This is a genomic window from Mycobacterium sp. MUNTM1 (assembly GCF_054660795.1).
This window is the reverse complement of record NZ_BAAGDE010000042.1, coordinates 43827-56068: the sequence shown is the minus strand read 5'-3', so window position 1 is coordinate 56068 and position 12242 is coordinate 43827. Positions and strand designations below refer to the sequence as shown.

Annotated in this window: 10 protein-coding genes; 8 read left to right on the top strand and 2 right to left on the bottom strand. The window is 68.3% G+C overall.

Annotated features, from left to right (window positions below):
- The coding region (locus ACYQ8K_RS21415) for a PPE family protein (protein WP_459972141.1) at positions 1 to 956 on the bottom strand (956 nt) is incomplete at its 3' end.
- A gap of 226 nt (positions 957 to 1182) precedes the next feature.
- Positions 1183 to 2364: a cupin domain-containing protein gene (locus tag ACYQ8K_RS21410; protein WP_459972156.1), complete on the bottom strand. Its 1182-nt coding sequence runs from the start codon at positions 2362 to 2364 to the stop codon at positions 1183 to 1185.
- Positions 2365 to 2466: 102 nt separating this feature from the next.
- On the opposite strand from ACYQ8K_RS21410, the gene uvrC reads away from it, so the two are divergent.
- The 8 genes from uvrC to ACYQ8K_RS21370 form a co-directional block, all read left to right on the top strand.
- Positions 2467 to 4410, top strand: a complete 1944-nt coding sequence (gene uvrC, locus ACYQ8K_RS21405; protein WP_459972139.1) for an excinuclease ABC subunit UvrC — start codon at positions 2467 to 2469, stop codon at positions 4408 to 4410.
- Entirely contained in the window at positions 4407 to 5327 is a 921-nt protein-coding gene (gene rapZ / locus ACYQ8K_RS21400) for an RNase adapter RapZ (protein WP_459972137.1), read from the top strand. The genes uvrC and rapZ overlap by 4 nt, the downstream gene beginning before the upstream one ends.
- A gap of 8 nt (positions 5328 to 5335) precedes the next feature.
- A complete protein-coding gene (gene yvcK, locus ACYQ8K_RS21395; RefSeq protein WP_459972154.1) occupies positions 5336 to 6361 on the top strand; it encodes a uridine diphosphate-N-acetylglucosamine-binding protein YvcK in 1026 nt (341 codons plus the stop codon).
- Positions 6358 to 7335: a DNA-binding protein WhiA gene (whiA, locus tag ACYQ8K_RS21390; protein ID WP_040631623.1), complete on the top strand. Its 978-nt coding sequence runs from the start codon at positions 6358 to 6360 to the stop codon at positions 7333 to 7335. Before yvcK ends, whiA begins: the two co-directional genes overlap by 4 nt.
- Before the next feature lie 804 nt (positions 7336 to 8139).
- Complete coding sequence (locus ACYQ8K_RS21385) at positions 8140 to 9402, top strand: PPE family protein (RefSeq protein WP_459972152.1); 1263 nt, start codon at positions 8140 to 8142, stop codon at positions 9400 to 9402.
- A gap of 14 nt (positions 9403 to 9416) precedes the next feature.
- Positions 9417 to 10784, top strand: coding sequence for a PPE family protein (locus tag ACYQ8K_RS21380; RefSeq protein ID WP_459972136.1), 1368 nt, complete (start codon positions 9417 to 9419; stop codon positions 10782 to 10784).
- A gap of 74 nt (positions 10785 to 10858) precedes the next feature.
- Positions 10859 to 11215 carry a DUF732 domain-containing protein gene (locus ACYQ8K_RS21375; protein WP_459972134.1) on the top strand — a complete coding sequence of 119 codons (357 nt, stop codon included), beginning with the start codon at positions 10859 to 10861 and terminating at the stop codon, positions 11213 to 11215.
- A 177-nt stretch (positions 11216 to 11392) separates the two neighbouring features.
- The coding region (locus ACYQ8K_RS21370; RefSeq protein WP_459972132.1) for a PPE family protein at positions 11393 to 12242 on the top strand (850 nt) is incomplete at its 3' end.

Here is a 12242-nt window from a genome sequence, read left to right as displayed (position 1 = left end):
GGTGCGGGTGTACCGAGACCGGGTGCCATCGCGACGGGCGCTCCGGTGTGCGAGGGAGCCGGGGCGGCCACCGCGCCCGGCATGGCAGGGGCGGGTTGTGCCACGCCCGCCAGTCCGGCCAGCCCCGCCAGGCCCGCAGCACCGGCGACGGGGATAAAGGGGGCGATCAGGCCGACGGAGAGCTGCGCCAATTGCGGCACCTGGGTAGTGGGGAACGTGTAGAGCGCCTCGCCCGCCCAGTGTGGAACCTTGGCGGCGAGCAGCGGGTCGGTCATCAGGCTGTTGAGGACCGAGGACGGGTTGGATCCTCCGGACTGGCTCAGGTCCGCGTTCAGTTCCTGGGCGACTTCCTGCACCCGAGTCACCCACCAGCTCAGCTGATCCGCCCCACCGCCCGCGTCTTGATTGGGCGGGTTGGCCAATTGGATCGGCGGGGGCGGGGCGGTCGGCGGCACCCACGTCTGCGCGGTCTCGGACACCGCTTCATAGATCGCCATTGTGGTGGCCGCCTGCAGCCACATCCGCAGGTAGTCCATTTCGTTGAGTGCGATCGGAATCGTGTTGACGCCAAGGAAATTCGTCGCCACCAGTTGGGCGAAAGTGGCGTGGTTGGCTTCCAGCTCTTCCAGCGTCGGCATGGCAGACAGCGCGGCGGTGTAGGCCGCGGCCACGGTGTCGGCTTCCAAGGCCGCTGCCGAACTGTTGGCGCTGTTCTGCAAAAGCCATGCCAGATACGGGACGTGGGCGGCCACGTACGCCTCCGCGCTGGGGCCCTGCCACGTCCCGGCCTGCACCGCCGCCAACAAGTCGCCGAGTTCCTGGGCCGCCGTGTCGTATTCGGCGCTCAACGCCTGCCACGCCTGCTCCGCGGCCAGCAAGGATCCGGGCCCCGGGCCGCTGGACAGCGCCGCGGAATGCACTTCCGGCGGGAAGGCGCCCCAGATCGGCATCGTCATCGTCGACCGGCCGCGTGCGCCCGTGCTGCCATCTTGCGCTCCTCCCGACGAACCGCTGTAGCCCGGTCTCTCAGTGGTTTTCAGCGTGTGCAGCGATGCGACGTCGCGATCTCGGCGGAGGCTTCGGACGCGCGGACCGCGACCCGCATGTGCTAACGCCTACCTCGAAAGTATCCGCAAATGCGGATAGAAATCGGTGCTTTCACCGGAGATGCGAAGCTAATTGTCAGCTTTTGGACAGCCGGACCAAGAACCCGTTCAGGAGCAGCGTCTGCGCCAGCCCGGTCTGCTGCGCCGGGCTCAGCCCGGGCAGGTCACCGACCCGAAACGGCTCGGTGCTGTGGGCGAGGAACAGCATCGCAGCCTCATGGTCGGCGCCGGCGCCCACCGACAGCTGCGCGAACTGCAGGACGACGCGGCCGTCCACGTGCGCCACCCGCGCATAGAGCGGTTCGTACTTCGCGACCAGGGTTTGTCCGTCAACCCCGACGGTGTCGCTCACCCGCCCGACCGGAGGGCATCGGCCCCGCCGGACCAGGACGTCGGCCAGCGCGTCGAGGCTTTCGGTGAGGAGTTCGGGATCCTCGAGGGCGCGCAGGGCGTCGCGCACGACGTCGCCGAGGCCGGCGCGGGCGGCTGGGTCATGGTGGTGCCGTGGCGATAAGCGGGCGTGCACGCGCGGGTCGCGCAGACTCAGCGCGTACAGCTCGTGCGTCAGGAGCGTGAGCACGGTCGGCGCATGGAGCCCGATCGTCAGATGGACGGACGGCTCGGCGCGCGTTTCGGCCGAATGCACTTGGCCGCGCGGCAAATACAACACATCGCCGGGTCGCAGACACACGTCGGTCGACGATGTGAGCCCGTCCGTTCCCACGCCCCGGCGCCGCTGGATCTCGTGCGGCGGGACGGCGGGTCCGTCTGACACATGCCACGTCTTGGATCCCTGGATCTGCAGGACCAGCACGTCATGCGGGTCGTAGTGCGGGGCAAAGCCGGTCGACTCCGGGGGCGTGACGTAGGCGTTCACCCGGGTCGGGAAGTCCAACTCGACCTCGATCGAATGGGACAACGACGCGATCGTGCGCAGATAGCGTTCCACCCCATTCACGACGATCGTGTAGCCCTCGGCCAGGCCGGCGCGCGCCCGGGCCGGGTCCAGGCCGCCGTCGGGGCGGCGGTAGGCCGCCGGATCCTTGTCCTCGCCGCCCCTGACCAGCCGCACGGCCGACGGTTCCGGCTGCACATGTTCGAGGAGTTCGTCGACGGCCGAGGGCCCGGGCAGCAGCCGGTCGAAGTAGCCCGGGAGGCGGCGCTGGACGTGGTGGTGCCGGCTCGCCCAGATCTCGTCGAGGAAGGTGTCGACACCGAGGGGCTGCAGCAACCAGGCTAGCGAGGACTCGACGGTAATCCCCCTCAAACGTCGTGGCGACCGATAGGCACCACACTAGACCGGCACCCGCACGCGCCCCGCCTTTCTCGGCACGACGCCGGCGGCTACTAGCCTGGATCTGTGCCCGATCCCGCCACCTACCGCCCCGCGCCCGGGTCCATCCCGGTCGAGCCCGGCGTCTACCGATTCCGGGATCCGTACGGGCGAGTCATCTACGTCGGTAAGGCCAAGAGCCTGCGCAGCCGGCTGACGTCATACTTCGCCGACATCTCCAGCCTGCACCCGCGAACCCGGCAGATGGTGACCACGGCGGCCAAGGTCGAGTGGACGGTGGTCAACACCGAAGTCGAGGCGCTGCAGCTCGAATACAACTGGATCAAGGAATTCGACCCGCGGTTCAACGTCCGCTACCGCGACGACAAGACCTACCCGGTGCTGGCGGTGACCCTCAACGAGGAGTTCCCACGGCTGATGGTCTATCGCGGCCCCCGCCGCAAAGGGGTGCGGTATTTCGGGCCTTACTCGCACGCGTGGGCCATCCGGGAAACGCTGGACCTGCTCACCCGGGTGTTTCCGGCTCGCACCTGCTCGGCGGGAGTGTTCAAGCGGCACAAGCAGATCGACCGCCCCTGTCTGCTCGGTTACATCGACAAATGTTCGGCGCCGTGCATCGGCAGGGTCAGTGCGGAGCAGCACCGACAGATCGTGGACGACTTCTGCGACTTCCTGTCCGGCAAGACCGACCGGTTCGCCCGGGAGCTGGAGCAGCGGATGAACGCCGCGGCCGAGCAGCTCGATTTCGAGCGGGCTGCGCGGCTGCGCGACGACCTCGGTGCGGTGAAGCGGGCGATGGAGAAGCAGGCCGTCGTCCTGGGCGACGGCACCGACGCCGATGTTGTGGCATTCGCCGACGACGAGCTCGAGGCCGCGGTCCAGGTGTTCCACGTCCGCGGCGGCCGGGTCCGCGGCCAGCGCGGCTGGATCGTCGAAAAGTCCGCCGACCCCGGCGATTCCGGTGAGGAACAGCTGGTCGAGCAGTTCCTCACCCAGTTCTACGGTGAGCAGGCCGAATTGGGTGGCGCCGCAGACGAATCGGTGAACCCGGTGCCGCGCGAGGTGCTGGTGCCCTGCCTGCCGTCCAATGCCGGCGAGTTGACCAGTTGGCTGTCCGGCTTGCGTGGCTCCCGGGTGGCGCTGCGGGTGCCGCAGCGCGGCGACAAACGCGCGCTGGCCGAAACCGTGCAGCGCAACGCGAAAGAGGCGCTGCAGCAACACAAACTGAGGCGCGCCGGCGACTTCAACGCCAGATCCGCTGCGCTGCAGAACATCCAGGAGGCCCTCGGCCTGCCCGACGCGCCGCTGCGCATCGAATGCGTGGACATCAGCCATGTCCAGGGCACCGACGTGGTGGGCTCGCTGGTGGTGTTCGAGGACGGCCTGCCGCGCAAGTCGGACTACCGGCACTTCAGCATCCGGGAAGCCGCGGGACAGGGGCGCTCCGACGACGTCGCCTCCATCGCCGAGGTGACCCGGCGCCGCTTCGCGCGGCACCTGAGCGAACAAAACGACCCGAATATGCTTTCGCCGGAAGGGAAGTCTCGCCGGTTCGCCTACCCGCCGAACTTGTACGTCGTCGACGGCGGTGCGCCGCAAGTCAACGCGGCCAGCGCGGTGCTCGAGGAGCTCGGCATCACCGACGTCGCGGTGATCGGCCTGGCCAAGCGGCTGGAAGAGGTGTGGGTGCCGTCGGAGCCCGACCCCGTCATCATGCCGCGCAACAGCGAGGGACTTTATCTGCTGCAACGCGTCCGTGACGAAGCGCATCGGTTCGCGATCACCTACCATCGCAGCAAGCGATCCAAGCGAATGACGGCATCGGTGCTGGATTCGGTGCCAGGATTGGGAGAACATCGCCGCAAGGCACTGGTAAGCCATTTCGGATCGATAGCCCGCCTCAAGGAGGCCACCGTCGACCAGATCACCGCCGTCCCCGGCATCGGGGTGGCAACCGCCACCGCCGTCCTCGAGGCGCTACGACCCGATCAGTCCGAGGCCGCCCGGTGACGGGCCAAGGTGAATTCGCGGGCGGTCACTCGGTGGATGCCCCGGCCGGTATCGACGTCGTGCTGGTGACCGGATTGTCCGGCGCCGGGCGGGGTACCGCAGCCAAGGTACTCGAAGACCTCGGCTGGTATGTGGCCGACAATCTGCCCCCTCAGCTGATCACCCGCATGGTGGATTTCGGTCTGGCCGCCGGCTCGCGGATCACCCAGCTCGCGGTGGTGATGGACGTGCGGTCGCGCGGCTTCACCGGCGACCTCGATTCGGTGCGCACCGAGCTGGCGACCCGAAACATCGCCCCGCGCGTGGTCTTCATGGAAGCATCGGATGACATGTTGGTGCGCCGTTACGAACAGAACCGGCGCAGTCACCCACTGCAGGGCGATCAGACCCTGGCCGAGGGCATCGCCGCCGAGCGCCGGATGCTGGCATCCGTTCGCGCCACCGCGGACCTGATCATCGACACGTCGACGCTGTCGGTGCGCGGCTTGCGCGAGACCATCGAGCGTGCCTTCGCCGGCGTCGCCAGCGCGACCACCAGCGTCACGGTCGAGTCCTTCGGCTTCAAGTACGGCCTGCCGATGGACGCCGACATGGTGATGGACGTGCGGTTCCTGCCGAACCCGCACTGGGTCGACGAATTGCGCCCCCGAACCGGGCAGGACCCCGCGGTGCGGGATTACGTGTTGAGCCAGCCGGGCGCGGCAGAGTTCCTGGACGCCTACCATCGATTGCTGTCTCTGGTCGTCGACGGCTACCGCCGGGAGGGCAAGCGCTATATGACGGTCGCCATCGGCTGCACGGGCGGCAAGCATCGCAGCGTCGCGATCGCGGAGGCATTGATGCAGTTGCTCAACGCCCAGAAGGGTGAAGCGCAACTGTCGGTGCGGGTGTTGCACCGGGATCTGGGCCGCGAATGACCGAGCCGATGAACCGGGGCATCGTCGCGCTGGGCGGCGGGCACGGCCTCTACGCGACGCTGTCGGCGGCCCGCCGGCTGACCCCCCACGTCACCGCGGTGGTGACGGTTGCCGACGACGGCGGTTCTTCCGGCCGGCTGCGCAGCGAACTGGACGTGGTGCCGCCGGGTGATCTGCGAATGGCATTGGCGGCCTTGGCATCTGACAGTCCGCACGGACGCCTGTGGGCGACCATCCTGCAGCACCGGTTCGGTGGCAGCGGCGCGCTGGCCGGGCATCCGATCGGCAACCTGATGCTGGCGGGGCTGTCCGAGGTGCTGGCCGACCCGGTGGCCGCGCTCGACGAGCTGGGACGCATCCTCGGCGTCAAGGGCCGGGTACTGCCGATGTGCCCGATCGCGCTGCAGATCGAGGCCGACGTCTCCGGTCTGGAGGGCGACCCGCGGATGTTCCGGCTGATCCGCGGCCAGGTGGCGATCGCGACCACACCGGGCAAGGTGCGCCGCGTCCGGTTGCTGCCGGACAACCCCCCGGCGACCCGGCAGGCCGTGGACGCCATCATGGCCGCCGATCTGGTGGTGCTGGGTCCGGGCTCGTGGTTCACCAGCGTGATCCCGCACGTGCTGGTGCCCGGGCTGGCGGCAGCGCTGCGGGCCACCACCGCGCGGCGCGCCCTGGTGCTCAATCTGGTGGCCGAGCCGGGGGAGACAGCCGGATTCTCCGTCGAGCGCCACCTGCACGTGCTGGCCCAGCACGCCCCGGACTTCAGCGTGCACGACATCATCATCGACGCCGAACGGGTGCCCAGCGAGCGCGAACGCGATCAACTGCGCCGTACCGCCACACTGCTTTCGGCAGAGGTCCACTTCGCCGACGTGGCCAGACCTGGTACACCTTTACATGATCCAGGCAAGCTCGCGGCGGCCTTGGACGGGGTCCGGGCGGCCCACAAGGCTCCGGGATCGACGTCGGTCACGGCCACCGCGGATATTCGGGTCGACAGCGATACGAGGGGTGACGACGCGTGGCGATGACGACCGAAGTCAAAGACGAACTGAGCCGCCTCATCGTGAAATCGGTCAGCGCGCGCCGGGCGGAGGTCACGTCGCTGCTGAGGTTCGCCGGCGGGCTGCACATCGTCGGCGGCCGCGTGGTGGTCGAGGCCGAGGTGGACCTGGGCAACGTCGCGCGGCGGTTGCGCAAGGACATTTTCGAGCTCTACGGCTACAACGCCGTCGTACATGTGTTGTCGGCCAGCGGGATTCGCAAGAGCACCCGGTACGTGTTGCGGGTGGCCAACGACGGGGAGGCGCTGGCGCGCCAGACGGGCCTGCTCGACAACCGCGGCCGCCCGGTGCGCGGCCTGCCGGCCCAGGTGGTGGGCGGCAGCGTCGGCGACGCCGAGGCCGCCTGGCGGGGGGCCTTCCTGGCGCACGGGTCGCTGACCGAGCCGGGGCGCTCGTCGGCGCTGGAAGTCAGCTGCCCCGGCCCGGAGGCGGCGCTCGCGTTGGTGGGTGCGGCACGCCGGCTCGGTGTCAGTGCGAAGGCCCGCGAGGTGCGTGGCGCCGACCGGGTGGTGGTGCGCGACGGCGAGGCGATCGGCGCGCTGCTGACCCGGATGGGCGCCCAGGACACGCGGCTGGTGTGGGAGGAGCGCCGGATGCGGCGCGAGGTCCGGGCCACGGCCAACCGGCTCGCCAACTTCGACGACGCCAACCTGCGCCGCTCGGCGCGGGCCGCGGTCGCGGCCGCCGCCCGGGTGGAGCGGGCGCTGGAGATCCTGGGCGATACCGTCCCCGACCATTTGGCCTCGGCCGGCAAGCTGCGCGTCGAGCACCGGCAGGCGTCGCTGGAGGAGCTCGGCCGGCTCGCCGACCCGCCGATGACGAAAGATGCTGTGGCGGGCCGTATTCGGCGGCTGCTGTCGATGGCCGATCGCAAGGCGAAGGTCGAGGGCATTCCGGACACCGAGTCGGCGGTCACGCCGGATCTGCTGGAGGACGCTTAGCCGCGACCGCCTCTGGCAAAGCCGCGGCGGAGCGTTGGGGGCCGCCGGTGCACCCGCTCGCATGGACCGCCGGCCGGAAGTTTTGATGCGCGTGGCCGTGCCCGGAGCGTCGCTGCCCCGCCGTTTCACGGCCCCGCGTACAAGCGTCTGATAATTAGTTCATTTCTTTACGTTGGATATGAGTTGTTCAACCGCTAGCCTATTTATGGGTGCGCGACCCGCGAGTCGATGCGCGAAATCGGGATTTTATGGCAGACCTTCGTGGTGCGAGCTCTTCGGTGGCAAATTCATAGCGGTTGCATACCTTCTTTGAAGAGGATATGAGTCGTGAACGTATCAACCGTGTCGACGGCGAACGGGCGCGTCACCGCGCGTTTTTCGCGATAGCTGCACTGAGGCCTCGTCCGAACGAGCAGGCGGACCGCCGGCCGCGGCGAATTTCTGGCTAAGAGCATCGGCCGCCAAATCAATTTTGGATGGCGAGATTTTTATTCACCGATTGCGACTCGGGCATTCCTTTTCTGGGGGGTCATCGCTTATTCACCGCGTCGTCCTGTCTGATTTGCGCGAGGTAGAGACGTTTATCGGCGTCCTGCCCGCCGCACCGCCGACTCGCGGCCCTTGCATCGCAACGCCGCGCCGTCGCCGATCCCGGCGGATTTTGCCGGAAGGCGTTTCGGTCATCGCTGGCTAGTGTCTCGTCTACACGAGCAGATGCCCGCCGCCCAGCAAACTCGCATCCGAGGTCGGCGGAACAGCGGGCGCGGGGCGGCGTTGGTGACACAACCAGAGGCGGAGGAAGGCATGGATTTCGGGTTGTTGCCGCCGGAGATCAACTCCGGCAGGGTTTACTCGGGGCCGGGGTCGGCGCCGCTGCTGGCGGCCGCGGCCGCCTGGCATGGACTAGCCGCCGAATTACATTCGGCCGCAGCGTCTTACGCTTCGGCGATCGCGGAGTTGAGAACCGTCTGGCATGGGCCGTCGTCGGCGGCGATGGCCGCCGCGGCGGCGCCCTACATCGAGTGGCTGGACGGCACCGCGGTGCACGCAGAACAGGCGGCCGTCCAAGCCACGGCGGCGGCGGCGGCCTATGAAGCCGTGTTCGCGGCCACCGTTCCGCCGCCGGTGATCGTGGCCAACCGGGTGCTGTTGGGGTCGCTGCTTGCGACCAACTTTCTGGGCCAGAACACTCCAGCGATCGCGGCCACCGAGGCCCAGTACTCCGAGATGTGGGCCCAGGACGCCGCCGCGATGCATGCCTATGCCGGTTCCTCGGCGGCCGCGACCCGCCTCACCCCGTTCAGCGCGCCGCCGACGACCGCCGACGACGACGCGGTGGCGGGCCAGCAGGCCGCGGTCACATCCGCGCTACAGTCGGCGACGGTCTCGGGCGTCGAATCGACTCTGTCACAGTCGGTTTTGCAAGCCCCGGTAGCGGCGCAAAGCCTCGCCGCCAACGCCGGTGCGGTAACGGCGGACGCCGCGCTACCGCTGAGCCTGACGGATATCACCGGAATTCTGAAGACGTTCAACAGCGTCATGGGAGTTGTCTCCGGACCGTACACGCCGCTGGGCCTGGGGAACCTGATGAAGAACTGGTACCAGATCGCCATCAGCATCCCGAGTCTGGGTACCGGGATCCAAGGCATTGGTCCACTGCTTCACCCGAAACCGCTTCTCGGCGTTTTGGCGCCACTGCTGCATAGCGATCTGCTGACCGGCTCGACAGCGCTGTCGGGTGCCGGGACGGTTTCGGCGACGGCCGGCCGCGCCGGCCTGGTGGGGTCGTTGTCGGTCCCGGCGAACTGGGCCTCGGCGGTCCCGGCAATCAGGACGGTGGCCGCCGAGCTGCCGGAGACCATGCTGGACGCCGCTCCCGCATTGGCGGTGAACGGTCAACAAGGGATGTTCGGCCCGACCGCCATGTCGAGTTTGGCCGGGCGGGCGGCCGGCGCGACCGCCACTCGCACGGTCACACGCTCGACCGTTCGCGTGCCCGGGGCTGTGGCAGCCGACGACATCGCCACCACATCGACCGTCATCGTGATCCCGCCGAACGCGAAATAAGAGAGGGTGCCGCAATGGTTTTCGGGGATTTCGCAGCGCTGCCACCGGAAGTGATCTCCACCCAGATCTATACCGGCCCGGGCGCGGCGCCGCTGCTGGGCGCCGCCGCGGCCTGGGACGGGCTGGCTGCCGAATTGCACTCCACGGCCGCATCGTACGGATCGGTGATTGCGGAACTGGCCGGCGAGTCGTGGCAGGGCCAGGCGTCCGAGGCGATGACCGCCGCGGCGGCGCCATATGTGGCGTGGCTATCGTCCACCGCGGAGCAGGCGGGGGAGACCGCCACCCAGGCCCGCGCCGCCGCCGGCGCCTACGAGGCCGCGTTGGCGTCCGCCGTGCCGCCAGCGGATGTCGCGGCGAACCGCAGCCGGCTGGCCGCGCTGTTGCAAACCAATGTCCTGGGCCAAAACGGCGCGGCGATTGCCGCGACCGAAGCCGAGTACAGCCAGATGTGGGCCCAGGATGTCGCGGCGATGTTCGGGTACGCCAGCGCGTCGGAGTCTGCCGGCGAGTTGACGCCGTTCCAGGACGCACCGGCGACGACCAACGACTCCGGTTCGGCGGCCCAGGCCGCCGCGGTCGCCGCGTCGGAGTCCCAGTCATTGTCGTCGTGGCTCAAACAGATCGAGGACTACATCACCTCGCTCGCCGGCCAGTACACCAAGTTTTGGCAGAACTTGATCGGTGGGGCCACGGGGAGCACCGAGATCGCACCCTTCTGGGAGACGTTGTATTCGACCATTTCGCAATTCGGCACGCAGGCGACGTGGACCAACGTCGTCAATGCCAGTACGGGCCTTGGCGTCTCGCAGTGGAAGAACTTCTTCATCTACGCGCCGTGGAGCGCCGCGATGGCGAAAACGTCACTGGGCGCCGGTCTGGCGTCTCCGGGGCGTGTTGCCGCGGCCGTCCCGGTCAAGCCCGTATCGGCGGTGTTGGGCGACGCCCCGACTGTCGGCAAATTGTCGGTTCCGCCGGGCTGGGCCACCGCCGCCCCGGCGATCAGGCTGGCCTCCAGCGCGCTGCCGACCACCAGCCTCGCAGCGGCTGCTGCCGCAGGTTGCCCTGGTGACCTCGTCAACGAGGCGACCCTGGGCGGTCTGGCCGGCGGCGCCCTCGGCAGCCCCGCGGCGCGGGTCGTCAGCTCGACCGGCATCGAGGCCCGTGCAATCACCGGCCAGCGCCGCAGCGGGCCGGTCAAGCTGGACCGCGTCATCGCCCAACTCCAGGAGATGCCCGATCAGGTGCAGCACTGGAACGTCGACGAGGCCGGCCTCGATGACCTGGTCGCCAAACTCAGAACAACACCCGGCGTACACGCCGTGCATGTGACCGAGGGCGAGGGGGTCGCGGTCGGTCCGCCCGAATCGAAGCTGGGGTAGTGCAACGGCTTTCGCGGCGCTGCAGACCACACCCGGAAGAAACCACCATCAACGGACGCATCGAAGGAGGATGCATGAAACTGCTGTCAGCGCTTGTCGGTGTCTTGCTGGCGATCGTTGCCGCGGTGCCCGCGCACGCCGTACCAGGCGAGGATGAGGCGGCCGGTGACGACAACAACGAAGTCTTCATCGCCGACCTCCATACGGTGGGCATCAGCTTTCAGGACCCTGGCCAAGCCGTGAGCGCCGGGAAAGCGGTCTGCGGCTTGCTCGCTCGGGGGGTGTCCGGCCTGCAACTCCTCAACGATCTGCGGGACAACAACCCCGCACTGACCACCAACGGCGCCGCCCAGTTCGCGACGATATCGGCGAAGGCGTATTGCCCACGACAACTCGATGCGTCGGCCGGACCCGGCGCCAAAGGCGGCTGAGCGATTGAATGCCGACCGCCGCACCATAATCCGCGACCACACGACAACACGACAGTCGAACCGATCTCCGTCACTCCCTAAGAGAAAAGCCTGATTTTGCAGCATAATTCGCCCGCCGTTGAGCTGGGGTCAGTGACGGATTTCGGTAGGCTACCGCCGGAAAGCAATTCCCGGCGGATGCATTCAGGCCCCGGCGCCGGCTCGATGATGGACGCCGCCAAGGCTTGGGGTGTGCTGGGCGACCAGCTCAGCGACATGGCACGGACCTATCGGGCGGCGATGTTTACGCTGGAATCGGTTAACGGAAGTGCCTCGCCAACGGCGATAATCCACGCCTTCGCAGCCTATGTCGCGTGGCTCGACGCGACCGCTGCACGGGCCCGGCAGACGGCAATCCAGGCCATGGAGGCCGCCGGCGCCTACGGTCTGACGCTTGCGGCGGTGGTGGCGCCCCATGTGATCGATGCCAACCGGCTGCGGCGAATCTTGCTGGCCGCGACGAACCGCCTGGGCCAGAGCAGTGCGGCCATCGCGGACGCCGACGCCGACTACGAAAGGATGTGGGCGCAAGACGCCGCCGCGATGTATGCCTATGCCCGCGCCTCTGCCGGCATCTGGAGGCTGACGCCGTTCGATTCGCCCCCGCCGTCCACCGACCTTTGCGAGAACTCGCGCCATCGTCCGGGGTCCCGCGAACCGTCCCGCAACTGGCGCTTGACGGTGGCACCGGAGGTCATAGCGACTGGCTGTCAAGTGATTTCGACTATCTCCGAAGCGCTCGATGCGTTGTCGTCCTCCCCAATGGCCACCTTCGACGCGTCCCTGTTGTCGATAACGGCGCCTCTGTCCAGGTTGAGTGCGTTGTCGGCGCCGCTGGACTTCGCGCTCAACCACCTCAGTGCCCTCAACAAGACCGCCGCCTTGAGCAGGGCCGCGGTCATGTGGTGGGGGGGGGCCCCGGGGGGGCGCGCCGGGCACCCAAAACCCCCGCCGGAGCAGGGGATCGGGGGGCCAATAGGAGTGATGT

Bases quoted from the DNA above. Each gene is read 5' to 3' on its own strand.
- yvcK (WP_459972154.1), top strand. From the start codon at position 5,336: ATGAACCGGGGCATCGTCGCGCTGGGCGGCGGGCACGGCCTCTACGCG.
- whiA (WP_040631623.1), top strand. From the start codon at position 6,358: ATGACGACCGAAGTCAAAGACGAACTGAGCCGCCTCATCGTGAAATCG.
- ACYQ8K_RS21385 (WP_459972152.1), top strand. From the start codon at position 8,140: ATGGATTTCGGGTTGTTGCCGCCGGAGATCAACTCCGGCAGGGTTTAC.
- ACYQ8K_RS21380 (WP_459972136.1), top strand. From the start codon at position 9,417: ATGGTTTTCGGGGATTTCGCAGCGCTGCCACCGGAAGTGATCTCCACC.
- ACYQ8K_RS21375 (WP_459972134.1), top strand. From the start codon at position 10,859: ATGAAACTGCTGTCAGCGCTTGTCGGTGTCTTGCTGGCGATCGTTGCC.